The following is a 20,166-nucleotide window of genomic DNA, read 5'->3' as shown; positions in this document are numbered from 1 at the left end:
CATGATCATCGCAGAGGCAGGCGGCGAGCGGGAGACTTGGGGCATGTGCCGAAGCATCAAGACGCTGCGCCCGCCCGCCTTGCCCGGCGAGGCCACGGACGACGACATCCACGCCGCCGCGCTGCAGTACGTACGCAAGGTCTCCGGCTTCCGCGCCCCCGCCGCCCACAACCGTGAGGTCTTCGAGCGGGCGGTGGCCGCGGTGGCGGAGGCGACGGCGGAACTGCTCGACGGGCTGGAGGTGAGGGGGCGGACACCTAATGTTTGAACTTGCAAGCACTGATTAGGTTCGCCTAACCTGGGTCTCTCGTTCGGTACACCCCCACGACCGGCCACGTCCCCGGCCGGCACCGAAGAGGAGAACCCCCATATGTCCGCACGCCTCAACTCCGCCCAGCCGTACGTCATCGGGCTCTTCCGTGCCGTCGTCGGCCTGCTCTTCGCCGCGCACGGCGCCGCCTCCCTCTTCGGCGTGCTCGGCGGCGCCGCGGGCACCCAGGGCGGCACGATCCCGTCCGGTACCTGGCCCGGCTGGTACGCGGCCGTGATCCAACTGGCCGCCGGTGCCCTGGTGTTCCTCGGTCTCGGTACCCGTGGCGCCGCGCTGATCGCCTCGGGCTCGATGGCGTACGCCTACTTCGACGTGCACCAGCGGGCCGCGCTGTGGCCCATCCAGAACGGCGGCGAGCTGTCCGTCCTGTTCTGCTGGGCGTTCTTCCTGCTGGTCTTCACCGGCTCGGGCGCCTTCGGCCTCGACCGGCTCTTCGGCAAGGGCGCGGCCGCGGACGGCGAGTCCGTCGCCGAGCGGGCCCCGATCGCCGCCTGACGCGCACCCCGCGCACCCCGCGCACCCCGCGCGCCCGGCGCGGGACGGCGCCCTTCGCCGCCACGAGGGGGGAGGGCGCCGCTCTGTACCGTCAGGCTGTCGCCGTCACGTCACCGTCGTCGGCGACGTCCGCCGGCCGTCGCTCACGACGTGCCGCCGAACGGCACGGTGAAGCAGGCCGCCCGGGCTCCCTTCGTGCCGGGCTCGCTGTGGATCACCACCGAGCCGGCCTGCCCCTTGCGGAAGGCCCAGTCGTGCCGCGCGGTCGCGTGGCCGATGCCGTTCGCGTCGGCCTTGAAGTCCAGCCAGGCCTCGTTCTTGTCGTTGACGTGGGCGGCGTCCGTGCCGGACTTGTCCTGGTAGTGCTTGCCGGCGGCGTCGGCCTTGGCCCCGCAGGCCTTCTGGTGGATGTGGGCCCCGTACTGGTGGCCGGCCTTGAGGCCCGCCACCCGCAGCTCGACCGTCGTCGCGCCGCCCGGCTTGGTCTGCTGCCGGATGTTGATCAGGGCGCCCGCCGGGACGAGCTTCTGGTCGTACGTCACGGCCTTCGACGCGACGGTCGCGTTCGGCGGGCTGAACACGCCGGAGGCGTCCAGCGTGAAGCCGGGCGTGCTTGCGGTTCCGGTCGCGAACAGGGCTGCGGCGAGGGCGCCCGTGTATACGGCTGCCACCATGAGTGCACCTTTTCCTGCGCTAATGCGCCGTTTCGATACTGCATATGCCTTCTGTCGGAGGACAGGCCTCTCTACGTTGCTACGGGACCCAGGACCGCTCCGCCGCACGGGGGGCGCCAGAAGAGTGAACCGACGTCCGGAATCGCCCCATCGGCCCCCCTGGCCCCGACTGTCACACCCCCGGCGTACGCTGTATGGCTGTCAACGGGGGAGCAACGGGAGTCGTGGTGTTCGAGAGTGTGGGGTCACTGGCCGACGGGCCGTGGATCTACGCGGTGGTGGCCCTGTCCGTACTGCTCGACGTGTTCGTGCCGGTGCTGCCGAGCGGTGTGCTCGTCATCGCGTCGGGCACGGCCGCGGCGGCGGGCTCCGGCGCGGCCACCGGCCGGGTCCCGCACGGCGTGCCGGACCTGCTCGTCCTGATCATCTGCGCGGCGACCGCCTCGGTCCTCGGCGATCTCGTCGCCTACCGCCTGGCCTGGCGGGGCGGGGAGCGGCTGGACCGGGCCATAGCCCGCTCCCGCCGGCTGACCAGCGCGCAGGAACGACTCGGCGACGCGCTGGCCCGGGGCGGCGGCGCCCTCGTCGTGCTGGCCCGCTTCGCCCCCGCCGGCCGCTCGGTCGTCTCCTTCTGTGCGGGCGCCGCGCATCGCCGCGCCCGCGACTTCGTCCCGTGGTCCGCGCTGGCGGGTCTGTCCTGGGCGGCGTACAGCGTCGCCCTCGGCTACTACGGCGCCCAGTGGCTCGGTGCGACCTGGCTCGCCACGGGCGTCTCCCTGGCGGCCCTGTTCGGCGCGGGCGCGGCCGCGGGCTACCTGATGCGCCGCCGCCCGGCCTCCTGACCCGGACGGGCCCTGTCGCCGGACTCCCTGCGGTCTCCGGCGGGGAGGTGCGCCCGCTCGTGGCGCCGGGCTCCGGCCCGCGTGGGTCCGTTCCGTACGAGGGCCGGGGCCCGCACCGCGACGGCAGGCGTTCGCGGTGTGCATCGGCCGCTCGGCGGTGGGTGCGAGACCCGCTCCGGCCGTCTCCGTGACGGGCGTGCGGACGTCAGCAGTTCGCCAGGTCCTTGGTCAGGGCGTTCTTCTCGGCGGTGTCGACCGAGAGGTCGTAGTAGTACTTCACCTGCACCCAGGCGCGGACGTAGGTGCAGAGGTAGGCGGACCGGGTCGGGACCCAGGTCGACGGGTCCTGGTCGCCCTTGGACTGGTTCACGTTGTCGGTGACGGCGAGGAGCTGCGGGCGGGTGACGTCGTTGGCGAAAGCCTGCCGCTGGGCGGTGGTCCACTTGCTCGCGCCGGAGTCCCAGGCCTCGGCCAGCGGGACGAGGTGGTCGATGTCGAGGTCGGAGGCGGCGGTCCAGGTCGCTCCGTCGTACGGGGAGTACCAGCTGCCGCTGGTCGCGGTGCAGGCGGAGTTGGTGACGACGTTCGTGCCGTCCCGCTTGAGGATCCACTCACGGGTGTTGCAGGTGCCGGAGATGGTGATCCAGGTCGGGAACAGGTCGCGGCTGTAGCCGGTGCGGTTCTCGGTGGCGACGGTGAGCTGGGAGAGGTAGCCGCGGGCGGTGGCGCCGCTGACCGGGGTGGGGAGGGCGGCGGAGGCGGCGGGCGAGTTGAACAGGGCGGCGGAGGCCATGAGGACGGTAAGAGCCGCGAGTATGCTCAGTCGTCGACGCGCGTAGATCTTCGCGGGGCGGGCCATGCGAACTCCCTTGTGCGGTGGGGGTGTTGGGGTGCGAGCCGGGAAATGCTCGCGAGGTGGCGTTGCCGGGAGGTGAGTGTTTGGTAAGAAGCTAATGACGCGTCCATGACATGACAGGGCTTCGACTGGTTCACGGCCGAACTTTCACATCCCGTACGATGGGTCGCGCAGAAGGGGAGTAGCTCTTCGCCGGACCGTCGACATACTGCTCAGCGAGCCTGAGCCGGCGCCCGGAGGCGGACCGCCGAGTCGTGTCGAGGTCCGCCAGCGAGACCTTCGGCAAGCAGTGCACGCCCGTGATCCCGTGTCACGGGTGCCGAGTGTGCTGCCGTGCCGAGGTGTCATCGCGTGACGTAGCACACTCTCGGCGGGGCGGCCCGACCGATTGAGGGACCTTGATCAGCATCACCGTGACGGCGCTCGTCTTCGGCGTCATCTTCCTCGCCGAACTGCCGGACAAGACCGCGCTCGCCGGTCTGGTCCTCGGTACCCGCTACCGGGCGAGCTACGTCTTCGCGGGCGTGGCCGCCGCCTTCCTGCTGCACGTCGTGCTGGCCGTCGCGGCCGGCAGCGTGCTGACCCTGCTGCCGCAGCAGATCGTGCACGCGATCACCGGCGTCCTCTTCCTCGGCGGCGCGGCCATGCTGCTGCTCCAGAAGCACGAGGACGAAGAGGAGATCAAGAAGCCGGCCGACCAGTCCTTCTGGAAGGTCGCGGGCACGGGCTTCATGCTCATCCTCGTCGCCGAGTTCGGTGATCTGACCCAGATCATGACCGCCAACCTCGCCGCCCGTTACAACGACCCGATCTCCGTCGGCCTCGGTGCGACGCTCGGCCTGTGGGCCGTCGCCGGACTCGGCATCGTCGGCGGAAAGGCCCTGATGAAGAAGGTGCCGCTGCGGCTGATCACGCAGATCGCGGCCCTGCTGATGCTGGGGCTGGGCGTGTGGAGCCTGTACGAGGCGATCGCCGGCTGAGCTGAACGGCGGGTGAACCCTCGACGGGGCCGCTGGCGGGATCGGGAGCTGTTTTGTACCGTGGAGGAACAAAGTAGCTCCCGTCCGTTTTCCCTGACCGGCGGGCGGGGCTCCTTTGTCCCTTCGGGAGGCTTGCCCCTCCCGGTCCCTTCCCTCACAGGGGTCCTCTTCGTTCCTGGAGCTGCCGATGACGGCCACCGCCGCGCCCACCGTCCTCACCGCCCGCGCCCTCCTGCTCGACATGGACGGCACCCTCGTCAACTCGGACGCAGTGGTCGAGCGCATCTGGCGGCGCTGGGCCGAGCGGCACGGGCTGGCCGGTGACGAGGTGATGAAGGTCGTCCACGGCCGCCAGGGGCACGCCTCCATGGCCGTCCTGCTGCCCGACCGGCCCGTCGAGCAGAACCTCGCCGACAACGCGCGCATGCTCGCCGAGGAGACCGCCGACACGGACGGCGTGGTCGAGATCCCCGGCGCGAGCGTCTTCCTGGCCGCACTGCGCGGTCTCCCGCACGCCCTGGTGACCTCCGCGGACGTCGCACTGTCCACCGCGCGCATGAACGCCGCCGGGCTGCCGCTGCCGCGGGTCCGGATCACCGCCGAGTCGGTGGGCGCGAGCAAGCCCGACCCCGAGGGCTTCCTGAAGGGCGCCGCCGAACTGGGCGTGGCCCCGGCCGACTGCGTCGTCTTCGAGGACTCCGGGGCCGGGATCGCGGCGGGGCGGGCCGCGGGGATGACCGTGGTGGGCATCGGCCCCCGCGCCGGTCTGCACGAGCCCGACGTGGCGGTGCCCGACCTCACGCGCGTACGGGTCGAAGCGGGCGCCGACGGGACCGTCCGACTGCACATCGGCTGACACGGGCGAACCGGATCCGACGGGCCCCAGGGGGTGCCGCCGGGATCAGGCCGGCGCAACGGGGTCTTGCGCGCTCGGGCCGGCCGGCGGGCGCCGTTCGCCCCGGCCGGCCTGATCCGAACGAAACCCCCTGGGGGGCGCTGTCTGGAACACTCCGGCTCGCGGGGTCTGGTACGCACTGCCTCGGAGGGGGCGCCCCCTGTCTGATCCGGATCCGGACGGCACCCGCCGGCCCGCCCTCACTGCTGCGACGGCTGCTGCGGCTGTGACGTTTCCGACTCCAGGCGTTGCCGGGTCGCCGGGCCGTACTCACCGGAGGGGTCGCCCGTGATGCCACGGGCCAACTGGTAGGTGTGCACCGCGTCCTGCACGGGGCGGGTGAAGACGCCGTCGACGTCGTCGTCGTACAGGTTCAACTGGCCCAGCCGCTCCTGGAGTTCCGCGACCTGTGGGCCCGTGTCGCCCAGGCGCAGCACCGGTGCGACGGCGGGCGTGGTGTGCGTGCTGACGGAGGCCGTCGGGGAGGGAGAGGGCGGCCGGGACGGCGTGCGGGACGGGGGCCTGGAGGACGGCGACGCGGACGGTGTGGCCGGGCGGGGCGGGGGCGGTGGCGCCGAGGACGGACGTACCAGCGAGCGGGACACGGGCGGGGAATCCGCCGTCGGCGGGGGCGACGACACCGGCGTGCTCACGTCCGGGACGCTCTCCCTGACCTCCTGGGCGGCGGCACGGTCCCGGGACGACGGGGTGTCGTACGAGAACAGCCCGCTCGCGAACCCGGCCGCCGCCACGACCGCCACGCCCGCGGCGGCGGCCGACAGCAGGACGGCGCGCCGGGGCCGCCGCCGCGGCGTCCCGCCCGGCGCGAGCTGCGCCGCGGCCGGGCCGTCCGCCCCGCCCTCCTCGAACATCCGCAGATCCGTCGTGCTCGGCCCCGGTAACGCGCGCAGCGGCAGCGTGGCCCCGACCGCAGGCACCGCGCCGGTCTGCGCGGGCTCGTCCACCTCGACGTACGGGCGGATGCGCAACGGGTCGAAGTCCTCCGCCGCTGCCGCCTCGGCCGTCCGCGTCTCCCGCAGGGCCTCGGCCGCCCGCTCGGTGCAGTCGCACGACGGACTCCGGTCCACGCCCCTCGGCGCCCCGCACCGCGGGCACGTACGGCCCTCGGGACGCTCGGGACTCTCCGGACCCCCGGGACTCGCGGAATCACTCATGTGTTCGTCCTCCCCTTGCGAGCTTCCGAGACTATGCGGACCTTGTCCGCATCCGCCGTCGGAAACGCGGGACTCGACAGGCCATAACCGGTCACACCGACGACGATGGAGAAGGTGCATTCCGAGCCTCCCGGGAGGTCTCCATGACCCTCGACACGCATGGCACGACGAAGGACGTGAAGGGCGGCGAACACGTCCCCGGCAATGTGTTCGTCCCGATCGGCGCCCTGCTGCTCGGACTGCTGCTCGCCGCGCTCGACCAGACCATCGTCTCCACCGCGCTGCCGACGATCGTGAGCGATCTCGGCGGCCTGGAGCACCTGTCCTGGGTGGTCACCGCCTATCTGCTGGCCTCCACCGCGGCGACCCCGCTGTGGGGCAAGCTCGGCGACCAGTACGGCCGGAAACGGTTGTTCCAGACGGCAATCGTGATCTTTCTCATCGGCTCGGCGCTGTGCGGCATGGCGCAGAACATGGGCGAGCTGATCGGGTTCCGCGCGCTCCAGGGCCTCGGCGGCGGCGGGCTGATGGTGCTGTCGATGGCGATCGTCGGCGACCTCGTGCCGCCCCGTGAACGCGGCCGCTACCAGGGGCTGTTCGGGGCCGTCTTCGGCGCGACCAGCGTGCTCGGGCCGCTGCTCGGCGGGCTGCTCACCGAGCATCTGAGCTGGCGCTGGGTGTTCTACGTCAACCTCCCCGTGGGCGTCGTCGCGCTCGCCGCGATCGCCACCGCGCTGCGCCTGCCGCGCCGCAGCGAGCGCCACGTCATCGACTACCTCGGCACCTGCCTGATCGCCGCCGTCGCCACCTGCCTGGTCCTCGTCGCCTCCCTCGGCGGTACGACCTGGCCCTGGGCCTCGGCGCAGATCATCGGGCTCGCCGTACTGGGCGTGCTGCTGGCCGTGGTCTTCGTGGCCGTCGAACGCCGGGCCGCCGAACCGGTGCTGCCGCTCAAGCTGTTCGGCATCCGCACCTTCACGCTCGCCGCCGTGATCAGCTTCATCGTCGGCTTCGCCATGTTCGGCGCGATGACCTATCTGCCGACCTTCCTCCAGGTCGTGCACGGCGTCTCGCCGACCGTGTCCGGGGTGTACATGCTGCCGATGGTGTTCGGCCTGCTGCTGTCCTCGACCGCCTCCGGTCAGATCGTCAGCCGCACCGGGCGCTGGAAGGTGTTCCCGGTCACCGGCACCGCCGTCACCGCCATCGGCCTGCTCCTGCTGCACCGGCTCACCGAGCAGAGCTCGACCGCCGTGATGAGCGTCTACTTCTTCGTCTTCGGTCTCGGCCTCGGCCTGGTCATGCAGGTGCTGATCCTCATCGTGCAGAACGCGGTCTCGTACGAGGACCTGGGCGTGGCCACCTCCGGCGCGACCTTCTTCCGCTCCATCGGCGCCTCCTTCGGCGTGGCCATCTTCGGCACCATCTTCGCGAGCCGCCTCGGCGACAAACTCACCGCCGCCTTCCGGGGAGTCCCGCTGCCGCCCGGCACCACCGCGAACACCCTGAAGTCCGACCCCCGGGGCATCGCCGCACTGCCGCCCACGCTGCGCCCCGCCGCGCTGCACGCGTACGCCTCCGCCATCACGGACGTCTTCCTCTACGCCGCCCCGGTCGCCCTGCTCGGCTTCCTGCTGGCGTGGCTCCTGAAGGAGGACCCGCTGCGCGGCTCGGTCACCGCACCCGACGTCTCCGAGACCCTCGCGGCCAACCCGGTCGAGCGTTCCTCCTACGACGAGTGCTGCCGCGCCCTGTCCGTGCTCGGCACCCGCGAGGGCCGCCGGGAGATCTACGAGAAGATCACCGCACGGGCCGGGTACGACCTGCTGCCCGCCGCGAGCTGGCTGCTGCTGCGCATCCGCAGGTACGGCTCGGTCGAACCCTGCGTGCTCGCCGAGCACGGCCCCGTCCCGCTGGAGGTCGTCCTCGCCGCCGCCCGCCAGGTCGAGGAACGGCGCCTGGCGGGGCGCGAGGGGCTGGACCTGTACCTGACCGACACCGGCCGCCAGGTCGCCGACCGGCTGGCCGCGGCCCGTGAGGAGTCCCTGGCCGAACTCCTCGGCGACTGGTGGCAGCCGGACCGCTCGACCGACCTGACGGAGCTGGTGAAGGAACTCACCGCCGAGCTGTGCGGCTCCGCGCGCGAACAGCCCCGCGAACAACCGCAGAGCCGGCCGGTGGCCGGGCTCAGCTGACGGCCAGCTCCTTGCGGAACCAGTGCTCGGCGTACACGTCGTCGTTGTGCGGGGCGGTCTCGGCGTAGCCGAGGCGGGTGTACAGGGCGCGGGCCTCGACCAGGTCGCCGCGGGTGTCGAGGACCATCCGCCGGGCCCCGAGGGCGCGGGCGGCGTCCTCGGCGGCGGCCACGAGCAGCGGGGCGCCGCCCCGGCCGCGCAGCGGCTCGCGCACGAACACCCGGGTGAGTTCGGCCGTGTCCGCGTCGAGCAGCCGTACCCCCGCCGAACCGCCCGCCTCACCCGCGTACCGGCCGACCAGCAACTGCCCGGCGGGCGGCGCCAGTTCGGCCCCGTCCTCGGCCGCGATCTCCCGCTCCAGCTCGCCGGGGTCGGTGCGGTGCCCCTCGTGCAGCAGGTACCAGCGGTCGCTGACCTCGGTGTAGTACGCCCGCCACAGGGCGGCGGCGACGGGGGAGTCGTACGGTTCCGGGGCGATGGTCCACGTCATGCCGGTCATTGTGGGCGGTGCCGGCCGCACCCGCCGCCCGGTTTTTCCGCACGGGACCGCACACTGTCTGCCGTGAACCGCACCGACCGTCTCTACGCCCTCGTCGAGGAACTGCGGGCCGCCGCCCCGCGCCCCCGCAGCGCCCGCGCGCTCGCCCGGCACTTCGAGGTCAGTGTCCGTACGATCGAACGGGACCTGGCCGCGCTGCAGCAGTCCGGGCTGCCGATCCACGCCGAACCGGGCCGCACCGGCGGCTACGTCCTGGACCGGGAGCGCACGCTGCCCCCGCTGACCGTCACCCCGGCCGAGGCGACCGCCCTGGCCGTCGCGCTGCACGCCCTGGACGGCACGCCGTTCGCGGTGGACGCGCGCAGCGCGCTGCACAAGGTGCTGGCCGTCATGCCGGAGCGGGAGCGCCGGGCGACGGGTGAACTGGCCGAGCGGGTACGGCTGTTGGTGCCCGTGTCCCGGCCGGCGCGCCCCGCCGGGCCGGTGGTGCCCCGCGCCCTGCGGGAGGCGCTGACGGCGGGCCGGGTGCTGCGGCTGGACTACGCCGACGCGGCGGGCCGGCGCACCGCGCGGGACGTCGAACCGCTCGGGTTCCTCGGCGGCACGGAGCACTGGTACCTGGCCGGCTGGTGCCGGCTGCGGAACGCGCCGCGCGGCTTCCGGCTGGACCGGGTGCGCGCCGCGACGGCGCTGGACGAGCGGGTCCCGCACCGCGCCGTCGACCTCACCGCCCTCGACACCCTCGGCTCGGACGTCGTCCCCCTCACCGCGGCCGCCGCACTCTGACGGATGTGACGGCAATCACCGACACAGGGGTGTCGCGGACGGGGCGGAGGCTGATGCCCATGACGACAACGACTCGGCACACCGCCGCCCCCACCCCCCTCACCACCGCCACCGGCATCGCCCTCTTCGACCGCTGGACCGCCCTGTGGAACGGAGACTTCAGCGACCCGGAGGCCTTCCTCGCGCCCGGCTTCCGGATCCGTTTCGCCAACGAACCCGAGCGGGGCGGGGCGACCGACGCGGTCCACGGCCCGGCCGGGATCGTCGGTCTGGTCTCCGGCTTCCGTGCGCAGCGGCCCGACCTGGTGTACGCCGTGGACGGCACGCCGCTGGTGGACACCGGGCTGGGCCGGGTCGCCTGCTGCTGGCACGTGACCGGGGCGGACGGTCTCCGCAAGAGCGGGATCGACCTGCTGGAGGTGACGGACGGACGGATCGCGACCGTCTGGTCGGTCACCGGCCTGCGCCGCTTCGCGGACTAGGCGGGTCCGGCGAAGTCCGATGGGGTTCGGCGGCGCCCCGAAGGGGCGCGGGGCTCCATCGACATGCGGCTCCGCCGCGTGGGCGCGACCAGCCACGACGGACCCGCAGATGGCCGACGGCACATTGCGGCACTTCCAGCGGAGCGCTCAGCGGCCCGCTCTCCGCCGGTGCCACTCCCGTACGACCTCCTCGACGTCGTACGGCTTCTTGCCCAGCGGGGGGCCGGGCGGGGGCTTGAACATCATGTCCTTGATCTTGACGTTGACGTCCTCGACGATCTTCCGGGCGATCCGCTCAGAAGGGGCCGCGTAAGCCGCGTCGAGGGCGTCCTCGGCCTCCTTGCGGAGGGCGAGCGCGGGCGGCAGGACGGACAGGCCCTCGCGCGCCAACTTCCGCTTGATCCACCACAGTTCGTCGTACGTGGAGTCGACCTCGCTCGGCAGCGGCTCGCCCGCCCCCGGCAGTCGCTCGAATTCACCGCGCCCCTGCGCGTCACGGATCTGCTTGTCGACAAACGAGTCGAACGGCACACCCGGTGGCTTTCGCTCGGTCATGACTCCATTGTGCCGGACGCGCCCCGGCCGGGCGTTCTATCATGCGGCGGCAGGCCGATCCGGCCTCGTCGCGAGGACGTGCACGGATGGTGCACGGACGTGCACGGACATCACAGGGGGAACGCACGTGCTCGAACTCACCATGGCCACCGTCTCCGAGGCCGACTCCGGCGCCACGGCCGGGATGACGATGGCCGAGGCGCCGAGCGAGCCGGGTGCCGCGCTCCGGGTCGGCCGGGACGCGGCGGCGTGCAAGCTGGTCACGCCCGAGGACTGGCTGTTCGTCTCCCGCGTGCACCTGGAATTCGTGTGCGCCCCGGACGGCGGCTGGCAACTGACCTGGCTGCGCGGCTCACAGGCCGAGCCGTCCGCCGAAGTACGCCTGATCTCAGGGGAGTTCAGCCAGCCTCTCGGCTACGGCGCGACCGTACGGCTGCCGCACGGCGGGTCCGGCGAGATCGTCGTCCAGGACCGCACCGCGCCACGCAGCGTCAACGTCGGCTTCTACCACGAGGCTTGAGCCGGACGCCGGGTGCGGTCAGGCGAGCACCCGGGCCAGCGCGAACCCGTCGTAGCCCTTGCGGCCGACCGTCTGGACCGCCGTACCGCTCAGCCTCGGGTGGGTGGCGATCAGGTCGATCGCGGCGCGGGTGCCGAGCACGTCCGGATCGGTGCTGTCCGGGTCGGCGACCCGGCCGCCGCGCACCACGTTGTCGATCACGATCACGCTGCCCGCACGGGTGAGCTTCAGCGCCCACTCCACGTAGTGCGCGTTGTTGGCCTTGTCGGCGTCGATGAAGACCAGGTCGAACGGGGGCGGGTTCTCGTCGGCCAGCTTGGGCAGCGACTCCAGGGCCGGGCCGACCCGCACCTCCGCGACCCGGTCCAGGCCCGCCCGCGCGATGTTCCGCACGGCGACCTCGGCGTGCCTGGCGCTGTACTCCAGGGAGACCAGCCGGCCGTCCTCGGGCAGCGCCCGGGCCAGCCAGATCGTGCTGTACCCGCCCAGCGTGCCGATCTCCAGCACCGTGCGCGCGCCCTGCAACTGCGCGAGGAGCTGGAGGAACTTGGCCTGCGCGGCCGTGACGGCGATGTCCGGCAGCCCGGCCGCCTCGTTCTCCCGCAGGGCCGCCTGTAGCGCCTCGTCGTCGGGCGCGAGCTGGCTGATGAAGTAGTCGTCGACGTCGTCCCAGAGCTGCGAGCCGGTCATGCTCTGCCGCCTTTCCCGAGTGTCTGCGCTTCCTGCGGGGTCATCGTCTCAGCACAGAGGCACCGAGCGGGAGATCGTCGGCGCTTCCCGGCCGAAGGGGGCGCGCCCAGGCAGGTCGCCGCGCTTCGGCCGGACTCCGCGGAGCCCCCCGTTGTGACCCTTCTCGCGCCCCGGCCCCGCAACCGCACAGGGTGCGCACCATCGTCTTCCGGACAAAAGGCGGAAGAAGGTCGGGCGGACGTCAGGTGAAGAGGGGGTTGCCCGCGTCTCTGTCCAGAGGCGGTGGGAACCTCATAGGGTTCTGAGAAATACGGGGCGGGAGGCCGACGAGGCGTGGCGAACGTGGAGCACAGCGGACGACCGACGGACACCTTCGGGCAGGCATCCCCCGGAGCGCGGCTGCGCGCGGCCCGGCTGGGACTGTGGGCGGTGGCGGCGATCCTCGCCGTACGGCAGGTGGCCGCCGTGCTCAGCACCCCGAGCGGTGAGCGGCTGACCGACCTGGAGACCTGGGCCGGCCCGCACGGCGTCCTGCACGTGGACGGCTCGATCTACGACTCGACCCGCTTCACCGGCACCCCCTTCGGCGGGCTCGTCCTCAAACCGCTGACCCGCTCCGCCGAGGCCGCGCTCGGCTGGGGCTGGACCTTCGGCACGCTGTTGCTCGTCGTCGTCCTCGGCCTGGTCGTCGCCCGCGCACTGCCCCATCCCGTCAGCCGCCGCACCTCGCTGCTGGCCGCGCCGGTCGCCATCAGCCTGCTGATGCTGTCGCTGCCCGTCCGCAACGCCCTGTGGCTCGGCCAGGCCAGCATCCTGCCGGTGCTGCTCGTCCTGCTCGGCCTGTTCGCGGTCCGCGGAGAGCGGGCCTGCGGCCTGTGCATAGGCCTCGCCGCCGCGTTCCAGCCGACCCTGCTGCTGTTCGCCCCGCTGGTGTGGTTCACCGGCCGCCGCCGGGCCGCGCTCAGCACGGCCGGCACCTTCGCCGCCCTGACCGCGCTCGCCTGGGCCGCGCTGCCCCACGACTCGTACGCGTACTGGGTGCACCACATGGCCGGCGCGGGCCTCGGCGGCAAGGCCGACGCCCTCGGCAACCAGTCGCTGCACGGCGCGCTGCTGCGGCTCGGTGTGTCCGGGTGGCCGGAGATCGCCGTCTTCCTGGTGCTGGCCTCCGCCGTCGCGGCCGTCGCCATGCGCCGCGCGGTGCACTACGCGGCCGACGGGCAGCTGCTGCTCTCCGTCGGCATCACCGGCTGCGCCGTCGTCACCGTCTCGCCCACCGCCTGGCAGTACCAGCTGCTGTGGGTGCTCCTCGCGGTCGTCGGCCGGGTCGGCAGGAAGGCCTCCGACCGCTACGTCTGGCCGGTGGCCGTCGTCCTCGTCACGACGCTTCCGGCGACGATGATGCTGCCGAACATGCCGGTGCTGTACCCGCTGCGCGACAACCTGGTGCTGCTCGCGGCCCTCGCCGCCGCGACGGCCGTCCCCTTCCTCTCCCGCACCTCCCCCTACTACCGGACCCCGATCCGCACGGAGTACGCCCCACCGGTCGCGGCCCGCTTTCGACGCGTCCCGCTCCTCCCCTTCCTGCGCCGCGTCCTGACCCGCCCGAACCTCCTGCTGGAGCTGCTCCTCATCCGGGTCGTCTACGCCGCCTACTCCCAGGTCCGCCTCGCCGCGACCGGCGGCTCCATCTCCGGCGGCCGGGCACGCGCCGAGCACCACGGGCACATCGTGCTCGGCATCGAGCGCTTCCTGCACATCGACATCGAGCACTGGGTCAACCACACCGTGGCGAAGATCGAGTGGCTGCGGGACTTCTTCAGCTTCTACTACGAGTCCTTCCACTTCGTCCTCCCGCTGGCCGTCCTCGCCGTCCTCTACTGGCGCCGCCCGGTCGACTACCGCTGGGCCCGCGCCTCCCTCGGCTTCGCCACCTTCCTCGCCCTGATCGGCTTCTGGTTCTTCCCGCTGGCCCCGCCGCGCCTGATGCCGCACCTCGGCATCATCGACACCGTCCACGGCGCGCAGGACTTCTCCAAGCCGGACTACGGCGCGCTGACCGCGCTCACCAACCAGTACGCGGCGATGCCCTCACTGCACTTCGGCTGGGCCCTGTGGTGCGGCGTGGTCATCGCGGTCATCGCCCCGAAGCGGTGGATGAAGGCCCTCGGCCTGCTGCACCCCCTCTTCACCGTCTCGGCCATCGTCGCGACCGGCAACCACTGGGTGCTGGACGCGATCGGCGGCGCGGCGGTCGTCACCGCCGGCTTCGGGCTGTCGTACGTGCTCCAGGGGCCGAGGGCACGAATGGTCACGGCGGTGGCAGGCGCCCAGGAGGCAGAGAAGGTGAGCGTCGGCAGCACGTGACCGCGGGGCCGCTCGTTTCTCGGCCGGCGTCGCGCCTCCACGGTCCGCGTCAAGGGCGGGCTGCGGGTGCCAGGGTTCGCCGGTCATTGGAAGATGTGGGCGGTGATCGGAAGGGTTGGGCCAGGCTTCGCAGGAAGGCACTGGGCAGGGGGAGGAGGGGGTGGCTCGTGCTGGACCAGGTGCGCCCATTCCTTCCAGTCACCCCCTCCCAGTGACAGATGGGGCCCATGTGACCTTCCCCGTCACGCACCGCGCCATCAACCCACCCAGCCGTCCCCTCTCCGGGCGGCCCAACGGTCACTTCTCGGTTCCGCACTCGAACCACACCGTCTTATGGCCCAGCACCCACGGGGTCACGCCCCACTTGCCGACCACGGCGTCCAGCAGTGCGAGACCCCGGCCGCCCTCCGAATCGAGGACCAACTGGAGCAGCGGTTCCGGCAGTTGGGGGAACCCGTCGGCCACCTCGACCCGGACACCGGCGGTCTGCCGTACGAGCAGGACGGTGCAGCGCCGGTCGGGAACGTGCCGTACGACGTTGGTGACCAGCTCACTCAGGCCCAGCTCCACGGCGAACGTCAGCTCCGGCAGCCCCCATTCGCGGAGCAGTGAGCGGGCGATACGGCGGATGTGGCGTACCGAGTGGTCGCCGACGGTGAGCTGCAAGCGGTACTGGGGAGTGTGGGGAATATTGAGGTTCACAGGGCGAGGCTGACCTGGTGTCACTACGCTGGGCAACCGGACGAACACAACAGGTCCGGGAGGGGACTTGGCATGGTCAACATCAACACCCTCGACCCCAGCGCCTCACCGCTCGACTACTACGGCTTCGAGCTGCGCCGGTACCGGGAAGCGGCGGGGCTGACGCAGCGGCAGTTCGGGGACATCATCAACTACACGGGGTCGATGGTCGGCCAGGTGGAGACGGCCAGAAAGCTGCCGACGCTGGACTTCAGCCAGCGAGCGGACGCGGCGCTGTGCACGGGCGGGTTGCTGACCCGCCTCCACCCGCTGGTGATGCGGAGTCAGCTTCCGGCGTGGTTCCAGCAGGTGGCGGAGTTGCAGTCACGGGCTGTGGGGATCTACTCCTTCGAGACGCACATGGTGCACGGCCTACTTCAGGCCGAGGCGTATGCGCGGGCGGTGCTCGGCGTCCTCGACAGCACCGACATCGATGACCGCACCGTCGTGAGGTTGGCTCGCCAGCGCATCTTCGAGAAGGAGGAGCCGCCGGTCTTCTGGGCGATCCTCGGTGAGGCCGCACTGCTTCAGGAGATCGGGGGCAAGAAGGTCATGCGCGAGCAACTCGCCCACCTGTTGAGCTTCGAGGGCAACCCCTTGATCAACGTCCAGATCCTGCCGTTCTCTGCTGGAGCGCACGTCGGATCACAAGGCTCGTTCGACGTCTACCGCTTCGCCGGTGACCCAGCCATCGTCTATACGGAGGGCTACGGCAGCGGGCATCCGAGCGCCAACCCGGACACCGTCAAGGACTGCTCGCTCCGTTACGATCATCTCCAAGCTGCCGCACTGTCCCTCCGGGACTCGGCGGGGTTGATCCGGCGTGTGATGGAGGACCGCTATGGAGAGCAAGTGGCGTAAGTCCAGCTACAGCGGCGACCAGGGTGGCAACTGCGTCGAGTGCGCCCCCCTCGGCCCGCTCACCTGGCGAAAGTCGTCGTACAGCGGTGACCAGGGCGGCGAATGCGTAGAGATCGCCCTCGCCCCCTGTGCCACCCTCGCCATCCGCGACTCCAAAACCCCCGCGGGGCCGATCCTCACCCTCGACCCCGCTGCCTTCGCCACCTTCGTCACCTGGGCGTCAGTGTCGGCTACAGCCGCTGGATGATCGTCCCGGTCGCCAAGCCGCCGCCCGCGCACATCGTGATCAGCGCGAACTCCTTGTCCGTGCGCTCCAGTTCGTGCAGGGCGGTGGTGATCAGGCGGGCGCCCGTCGACCCGACCGGGTGACCCAGCGCAATCCCACCGCCGTTCACGTTGACCTTGTCCAGATCCTGTTCGAAGACCTGGGCCCAGCTCAACACCACAGACGCGAAGGCCTCGTTGATCTCGACCAGGTCGATGTCCTTCAACGTCATCCCCGCCTTGCCCAGCACCGCGCGCGTCGCGTCGATCGGGCCGTCGAGGTGGAAGTGTGGGTCGGCGCCGACCAGTGCCTGGGCGACGATCCGTGCCCTCGGCCTCAGTTTCAGGGCGCGGGCCATCCGTTTCGACGCCCACATGATCGCCGCAGCCCCGTCCGAGATCTGCGACGAGTTGCCCGCCGTATGGACGGCCGTCGGCATCACCGGCTTCAACCTCGCCAGTGCCTCCATCGACGTGTCCCGCAGGCCCTCGTCCTTGTCGACCAGGCGCCACATGCCCTGACCGGCGTACTGCTCCTCCTCGGTCGTCGGCACCTGGACGGCGAACGTCTCGCGCTTGAAGCGCTCCTCCGCCCAGGCCAGCGCCGCGCGCTCCTGCGACCGCAGGCCCAGCGCGTCCACGTCCTCCCGCGTCAACCCCCGGTGCCGGGCGATCCGTTCCGCCGCCTCGAACTGGTTCGGCAGGTCGACGTTCCATTCGTCCGGGAACGGCTTTCCCGGGCCGTGTTTCGAACCCGACCCCAGCGGGACCCGGGACATGGCCTCCACGCCGCAGCTGATGCCGACGTCGATCACGCCGCCGGCGACCATGTTGGCCACCATGTGCGAGGCCTGCTGCGAGGAGCCGCACTGGCAGTCGACGGTCGTCGCGGCCGTCTCGTAGGGCAGGCCCATGGTCAGCCAGGCCGTGCGCGCGGGGTTCATGGACTGTTCGCCGGCGTGGGTGACCGTGCCGCCGACGATCTGCTCGACCGCGTCGGCGGGGATGCCGGTCCGGCCGAGGAGTTCACGGTAGGTCTCGCCCAGGAGATAGGCGGGGTGCAGGTTGGCGAGCGCGCCGCCGCGCTTGCCGATCGGGGTGCGGACGGCTTCGACGATCACGGGTTCGGCGGCCATGGGTGCGGGTCCTCTCCGAGGGCTCTCCTCCAGAACTAGTACGCGTTCTAGTTCTCAGGGCAGTTTGCTGACGTGATGTCCATTGCCGCAAGGGTCTTGCAGTGGATTGGGGCTGGATTGGCGATGCCGTGCCTCTTGCGAGTTGTAGAACCCGTTACTACGTTCACGACGTTCACTGATGGACCGTCAGAACTTGAGAACTTGACGACGGGAGCCACCGATGCCCTGTCCCGCGCTGCCCGACGGGTTGGACCTCACCGACCCCGATCTGCTCCACCACCGCGTGCCCCTCCCGGAGTTCGCCGAGCTGCGCCGTACCGAGCCGGTCCGCTGGATCCCGCAGCCGCACGGGGTCGCGGGCTTCGCCGACGCCGGCTACTGGGCCGTGACCCGGCACGCGGACGTCAGGTACGTCTCCACGCACCCCGAGCTCTTCTCCTCCACCCTCAACACCGCGATCATCCGCTTCAACGAGCACATCCAGCGCGACGCGATCGACGCACAGCGCCTCATCCTGCTCAACATGGATCCTCCGGAACATACGCGCGTCCGGCAGATCGTGCAGCGGGGCTTCACGCCACGTTCCATCCGCGCCCTGGAGGAGCGGCTCCGGGCCCGCGCCGAGTCCATCGTCTCGGCCGCCCGCGCCCGCTCCGGGCCCTTCGACTTCGTCACCGAGGTCGCCTGCGAACTCCCGCTCCAGGCCATCGCCGAGCTGATCGGCGTACCCCAGGAGGACCGGTCCAAGATCTTCGACTGGTCCAACAAGATGATCGCCTACGACGACCCCGAGTACGCCATCACGGAGGAGGTCGGCGCCCAGTCGGCCGCCGAGATCATCGCCTACGCCATGAACATGGCCGCCGAACGCAAGCAGTGCCCGGCCCGCGACATCGTGACGACCCTGGTGGCGGCGGAGGACGAAGGCAACCTGAACTCCGACGAGTTCGGCTTCTTCGTGCTGATGCTGGCGGTGGCGGGAAATGAGACGACGCGGAACGCGATCACTCATGGGATGCACGCGTTCCTGACCCATCCCGGGCAGTGGGACCTGTTCCGGCGGGAGCGGCCCGCGACGACGGCCGAGGAGGTCGTGCGCTGGGCGACCCCCGTCAACGCCTTCCAGCGGACCGCCACCCAGGACACCGAACTGGGCGGGGTGCTGATCAGGGAGGGAGACCGGGTGGGGCTCTTCTACGCCTCCGCCAACCACGACCCCGAGGTCTTCACCGACCCCGACGCCTTCGACATCACCCGCGACCCCAACCCGCATCTGGGCTTCGGCGGCGGCGGTCCCCACTTCTGCCTCGGCAAGTCCCTCGCCGTCCTGGAGATCGACCTGATCTTCAACGCCATCGCCGACGCCATGCCCGGCCTGCGGCTGGCCGACGAGCCCCGGCGGCTGCGCTCGGCCTGGATCAACGGGGTCAAGGAACTCCGGGTCACCACCGGCTGACCGGGCCGGTCACTCCTTCCCCGACGCCACCACCGCCAGCACGGCCGAGGCCGCCGCCGCGAGCGCGAGCGGGATGCCGAGGCCGTGGTGGAGGACCAGCCACGCGCCCAGGCAGGCACCGGCGAGCATCGCGAGCACCGCGGCCGCACGGCGCGGCTCGCGGTGGCCGGTGGCGTCGCCGAAGCGCGATTCCGAGGCCAGGCCGGTCAGGGTCATGGTCAGGACGGTGGTCGTCAGGTCGGGGATGCGCAGTTTGCGGACCGTGGCGTTGCGCAGGCCCATCGCGTACCCGGTCAGGGCGATCAGGGCGTAGACCGTGCCCCCGGCGTGCGGCCAGGCGAAGGCGACGGCGGCCGATACGGCGACCAGGACCGCCTCCGCCGCCAGGGTGCGGCGGGCCCAGGTGCGGCGCGAGCCCTTGCTGTAGCGGGTCGCCAGGCGTCCGCCGGTCACCGCACCGAGCAGGAAACAGCCCAGCGAGGTGGCCGTGTGCGGCACCGAGAAGCCGGGGGCACCGGCTGCTGCGAAGCCCAGGACGACGACATTGCCGGTCATGTTGGCCGTGAAGACCCGGCCCAGGCCCAGGTAGCTGACGGCGTCGATCAGCCCGCTCACCACCGTCAGGGCCAGCAGCACGATCACCAGCCGCAGCCCGCGCATCTCGGGGTCGTAGTTCTCAGCTGCGCTCACCGCCCCAGTTGACCACGCCGAAGGCGGCGGCCCGGTGATCGGGGCCGCCGCCTTCAGGGTTTGAGCGCGTGCTGCTGGTGGCTCAGTACCAGCCGTTCGCCTGCCAGAAGCTCCAGGCCTTGACCGGGCTGCCGTAGCGGGAGTTCATGTAGTCCAGACCCCACTTGATCTGCGTGGCCGGGTTGGTCTTCCAGTCGCCGCCCGCGGAGGCCATCTTCGAACCGGGCAGGGCCTGGACCAGGCCGTAGGCGCCGGACGAGGAGTTGGTCGCGGTCGGGTTCCAGCCGCTCTCGTGCGAGACGATCTTGCTGAACGCGTTGAACTGCGCGGCGTCCGGGATCATCTTGTGCGCGATCGCCTGAGCGGAGGAGGCCGTGGCGGCCTGGGCGGGCGCCGCGGTCAGAGCCAGGCCGGCGGTGGCGGCGGCCACGGCGGCGGTCGTGAGGGCCTTCTTCGGGGAGGCGATGCGGCGGATGAAGGAGACGGTCACGGAGAACCTCTTGCGTCGGGGACAGGGGGTCGCCGGTATGCCGTGCGGCGCCGCTCGCGCGTCGGCCGCGTCCGTCTGCATACGTCGGCGCCGCGGCCCGTGGGGGCTCGTGGCGCCTTGCGACGTCATCCAGAGAAACAGCCCCCGACCCCGCCCGCAATGACCCCTTTTACTAGTGGTGGCCGG

Annotated in this window: 23 protein-coding genes; 13 read left to right on the top strand and 10 right to left on the bottom strand. The window is 71.6% G+C overall.

What is annotated here, in order from left to right; all coding sequences use genetic code 11:
• Window positions 1-43 precede the first annotated feature (43 nt).
• Window positions 44-268, top strand: a complete 225-nt coding sequence (locus BIV25_RS02210) for a DUF2277 domain-containing protein (RefSeq protein ID WP_079176409.1) — start codon at window positions 44-46, stop codon at window positions 266-268.
• Between the two features lie 102 nt (window positions 269-370).
• Window positions 371-826: a DoxX family protein gene (locus BIV25_RS02205; protein WP_071370367.1), complete on the top strand. Its 456-nt coding sequence runs from the start codon at window positions 371-373 to the stop codon at window positions 824-826.
• Between the two features lie 143 nt (window positions 827-969).
• On the opposite strand, the gene BIV25_RS02200 is transcribed toward BIV25_RS02205, so the two are convergent.
• Window positions 970-1,500, bottom strand: a complete 531-nt coding sequence (locus BIV25_RS02200) for a superoxide dismutase family protein (RefSeq protein WP_071370366.1) — start codon at window positions 1,498-1,500, stop codon at window positions 970-972.
• Between the two features lie 227 nt (window positions 1,501-1,727).
• Here BIV25_RS02200 and BIV25_RS02195 point away from each other — a divergent pair, with 227 nt between their 5' ends.
• Complete coding sequence (locus BIV25_RS02195) at window positions 1,728-2,342, top strand: DedA family protein (protein WP_071370614.1); 615 nt, start codon at window positions 1,728-1,730, stop codon at window positions 2,340-2,342.
• Between the two features lie 205 nt (window positions 2,343-2,547).
• Here BIV25_RS02195 and BIV25_RS02190 read toward each other — a convergent pair whose 3' ends face one another.
• The gene (locus BIV25_RS02190) at window positions 2,548-3,201 is read right to left on the bottom strand and encodes an HNH endonuclease family protein (RefSeq protein ID WP_071370365.1); all 654 of its coding nucleotides are present in this window, start codon (window positions 3,199-3,201) and stop codon (window positions 2,548-2,550) included.
• A 395-nt stretch (window positions 3,202-3,596) separates the two neighbouring features.
• Between BIV25_RS02190 and BIV25_RS02185 the strand changes: the two genes are divergently transcribed.
• Both BIV25_RS02185 and BIV25_RS02180 read left to right on the top strand, forming a co-directional pair.
• Entirely contained in the window at window positions 3,597-4,178 is a 582-nt protein-coding gene (locus BIV25_RS02185) for a TMEM165/GDT1 family protein (RefSeq protein WP_071370364.1), read from the top strand.
• Between the two features lie 187 nt (window positions 4,179-4,365).
• Entirely contained in the window at window positions 4,366-5,034 is a 669-nt protein-coding gene (locus BIV25_RS02180) for an HAD-IA family hydrolase (protein WP_071370363.1), read from the top strand.
• A gap of 239 nt (window positions 5,035-5,273) precedes the next feature.
• Here the strand turns inward: BIV25_RS02180 and BIV25_RS02175 are convergent, their stop codons facing one another.
• On the bottom strand, window positions 5,274-6,161 hold the full coding sequence (locus tag BIV25_RS02175) for a peptidoglycan-binding protein (RefSeq protein WP_256255521.1): 888 nt from the start codon (window positions 6,159-6,161) through the stop codon (window positions 5,274-5,276).
• Between the two features lie 230 nt (window positions 6,162-6,391).
• On the opposite strand from BIV25_RS02175, the gene BIV25_RS02170 reads away from it, so the two are divergent.
• Complete coding sequence (locus BIV25_RS02170) at window positions 6,392-8,443, top strand: MDR family MFS transporter (protein WP_071370361.1); 2,052 nt, start codon at window positions 6,392-6,394, stop codon at window positions 8,441-8,443.
• Here BIV25_RS02170 and BIV25_RS02165 read toward each other — a convergent pair.
• Entirely contained in the window at window positions 8,436-8,933 is a 498-nt protein-coding gene (locus BIV25_RS02165) for a GNAT family N-acetyltransferase (protein ID WP_177235131.1), read from the bottom strand. The two genes, BIV25_RS02170 and BIV25_RS02165, sit on opposite strands and share 8 nt — an antisense overlap.
• A gap of 72 nt (window positions 8,934-9,005) precedes the next feature.
• Here BIV25_RS02165 and BIV25_RS02160 point away from each other — a divergent pair, with 72 nt between their 5' ends.
• Window positions 9,006-9,728, top strand: coding sequence for a YafY family protein (locus BIV25_RS02160; protein WP_071370359.1), 723 nt, complete (start codon window positions 9,006-9,008; stop codon window positions 9,726-9,728).
• Window positions 9,729-9,787: 59 nt separating this feature from the next.
• Window positions 9,788-10,210 carry a nuclear transport factor 2 family protein gene (locus BIV25_RS02155; RefSeq protein WP_071370358.1) on the top strand — a complete coding sequence of 141 codons (423 nt, stop codon included), beginning with the start codon at window positions 9,788-9,790 and terminating at the stop codon, window positions 10,208-10,210.
• Window positions 10,211-10,357: 147 nt separating this feature from the next.
• Here the strand turns inward: BIV25_RS02155 and BIV25_RS02150 are convergent, their stop codons facing one another.
• The gene (locus BIV25_RS02150) at window positions 10,358-10,765 is read right to left on the bottom strand and encodes a DUF1992 domain-containing protein (protein WP_071370357.1); all 408 of its coding nucleotides are present in this window, start codon (window positions 10,763-10,765) and stop codon (window positions 10,358-10,360) included.
• A gap of 127 nt (window positions 10,766-10,892) precedes the next feature.
• Between BIV25_RS02150 and BIV25_RS02145 the strand changes: the two genes are divergently transcribed.
• Window positions 10,893-11,285 (top strand): FHA domain-containing protein, encoded by a 393-nt coding sequence (locus BIV25_RS02145; protein WP_071370356.1) that lies wholly within the window; start codon window positions 10,893-10,895, stop codon window positions 11,283-11,285.
• Window positions 11,286-11,303: 18 nt separating this feature from the next.
• Here the strand turns inward: BIV25_RS02145 and BIV25_RS02140 are convergent, their stop codons facing one another.
• Window positions 11,304-11,975, bottom strand: a complete 672-nt coding sequence (locus BIV25_RS02140; RefSeq protein WP_071370355.1) for an O-methyltransferase — start codon at window positions 11,973-11,975, stop codon at window positions 11,304-11,306.
• Between the two features lie 333 nt (window positions 11,976-12,308).
• Here BIV25_RS02140 and BIV25_RS02135 point away from each other — a divergent pair, with 333 nt between their 5' ends.
• A complete protein-coding gene (locus BIV25_RS02135; protein ID WP_071370354.1) occupies window positions 12,309-14,342 on the top strand; it encodes a bifunctional glycosyltransferase 87/phosphatase PAP2 family protein in 2,034 nt (677 codons plus the stop codon).
• Window positions 14,343-14,639: 297 nt separating this feature from the next.
• On the opposite strand, the gene BIV25_RS02130 is transcribed toward BIV25_RS02135, so the two are convergent.
• Entirely contained in the window at window positions 14,640-15,044 is a 405-nt protein-coding gene (locus tag BIV25_RS02130) for an ATP-binding protein (protein ID WP_071370353.1), read from the bottom strand.
• 72 nt (window positions 15,045-15,116) lie between these two features.
• Between BIV25_RS02130 and BIV25_RS02125 the strand changes: the two genes are divergently transcribed.
• Window positions 15,117-15,944 (top strand): helix-turn-helix transcriptional regulator, encoded by an 828-nt coding sequence (locus BIV25_RS02125; protein ID WP_071370352.1) that lies wholly within the window; start codon window positions 15,117-15,119, stop codon window positions 15,942-15,944.
• Complete coding sequence (locus tag BIV25_RS02120; RefSeq protein WP_071370351.1) at window positions 15,925-16,191, top strand: DUF397 domain-containing protein; 267 nt, start codon at window positions 15,925-15,927, stop codon at window positions 16,189-16,191. Before BIV25_RS02125 ends, BIV25_RS02120 begins: the two co-directional genes overlap by 20 nt.
• Here the strand turns inward: BIV25_RS02120 and BIV25_RS02115 are convergent.
• Window positions 16,175-17,344: a steroid 3-ketoacyl-CoA thiolase gene (locus BIV25_RS02115; protein WP_071370350.1), complete on the bottom strand. Its 1,170-nt coding sequence runs from the start codon at window positions 17,342-17,344 to the stop codon at window positions 16,175-16,177. The genes BIV25_RS02120 and BIV25_RS02115 overlap by 17 nt on opposite strands.
• Before the next feature lie 220 nt (window positions 17,345-17,564).
• Here BIV25_RS02115 and BIV25_RS02110 point away from each other — a divergent pair, with 220 nt between their 5' ends.
• Window positions 17,565-18,800, top strand: a complete 1,236-nt coding sequence (locus tag BIV25_RS02110) for a cytochrome P450 (protein WP_071370349.1) — start codon at window positions 17,565-17,567, stop codon at window positions 18,798-18,800.
• A gap of 9 nt (window positions 18,801-18,809) precedes the next feature.
• Here BIV25_RS02110 and BIV25_RS02105 read toward each other — a convergent pair whose 3' ends face one another.
• Window positions 18,810-19,460: a YoaK family protein gene (locus tag BIV25_RS02105; protein WP_071370348.1), complete on the bottom strand. Its 651-nt coding sequence runs from the start codon at window positions 19,458-19,460 to the stop codon at window positions 18,810-18,812.
• 112 nt (window positions 19,461-19,572) lie between these two features.
• Window positions 19,573-19,980: a transglycosylase SLT domain-containing protein gene (locus tag BIV25_RS02100; protein WP_071370613.1), complete on the bottom strand. Its 408-nt coding sequence runs from the start codon at window positions 19,978-19,980 to the stop codon at window positions 19,573-19,575.
• Between the last annotated feature and the right edge of the window lie 186 nt (window positions 19,981-20,166).

It is taken from the genome of Streptomyces sp. MUSC 14, from assembly GCF_001866675.1.
GTDB lineage: Bacteria > Actinomycetota > Actinomycetes > Streptomycetales > Streptomycetaceae > Streptomyces.
Note: the sequence above shows the minus strand (reverse complement) of the source record. Positions and strands in the feature narration are given on the sequence as shown.

Coding starts and splice junctions, on each gene's coding strand:
- BIV25_RS02125 (WP_071370352.1), top strand. CDS start 15,117: ATGGTCAACATCAACACCCTCGACCCCAGCGCCTCACCGCTCGACTAC.
- BIV25_RS02110 (WP_071370349.1), top strand. CDS start 17,565: ATGCCCTGTCCCGCGCTGCCCGACGGGTTGGACCTCACCGACCCCGAT.
- BIV25_RS02115 (WP_071370350.1), bottom strand. CDS start 17,344: ATGGCCGCCGAACCCGTGATCGTCGAAGCCGTCCGCACCCCGATCGGC.
- BIV25_RS02170 (WP_071370361.1), top strand. CDS start 6,392: ATGACCCTCGACACGCATGGCACGACGAAGGACGTGAAGGGCGGCGAA.
- BIV25_RS02150 (WP_071370357.1), bottom strand. CDS start 10,765: ATGACCGAGCGAAAGCCACCGGGTGTGCCGTTCGACTCGTTTGTCGAC.
- BIV25_RS02200 (WP_071370366.1), bottom strand. CDS start 1,500: ATGGTGGCAGCCGTATACACGGGCGCCCTCGCCGCAGCCCTGTTCGCG.
- BIV25_RS02180 (WP_071370363.1), top strand. CDS start 4,366: ATGACGGCCACCGCCGCGCCCACCGTCCTCACCGCCCGCGCCCTCCTG.
- BIV25_RS02210 (WP_079176409.1), top strand. CDS start 44: ATGTGCCGAAGCATCAAGACGCTGCGCCCGCCCGCCTTGCCCGGCGAG.
- BIV25_RS02120 (WP_071370351.1), top strand. CDS start 15,925: ATGGAGAGCAAGTGGCGTAAGTCCAGCTACAGCGGCGACCAGGGTGGC.
- BIV25_RS02105 (WP_071370348.1), bottom strand. CDS start 19,460: ATGCGCGGGCTGCGGCTGGTGATCGTGCTGCTGGCCCTGACGGTGGTG.
- BIV25_RS02190 (WP_071370365.1), bottom strand. CDS start 3,201: ATGGCCCGCCCCGCGAAGATCTACGCGCGTCGACGACTGAGCATACTC.
- BIV25_RS02155 (WP_071370358.1), top strand. CDS start 9,788: ATGACGACAACGACTCGGCACACCGCCGCCCCCACCCCCCTCACCACC.
- BIV25_RS02140 (WP_071370355.1), bottom strand. CDS start 11,975: ATGACCGGCTCGCAGCTCTGGGACGACGTCGACGACTACTTCATCAGC.
- BIV25_RS02205 (WP_071370367.1), top strand. CDS start 371: ATGTCCGCACGCCTCAACTCCGCCCAGCCGTACGTCATCGGGCTCTTC.
- BIV25_RS02165 (WP_177235131.1), bottom strand. CDS start 8,933: ATGACGTGGACCATCGCCCCGGAACCGTACGACTCCCCCGTCGCCGCC.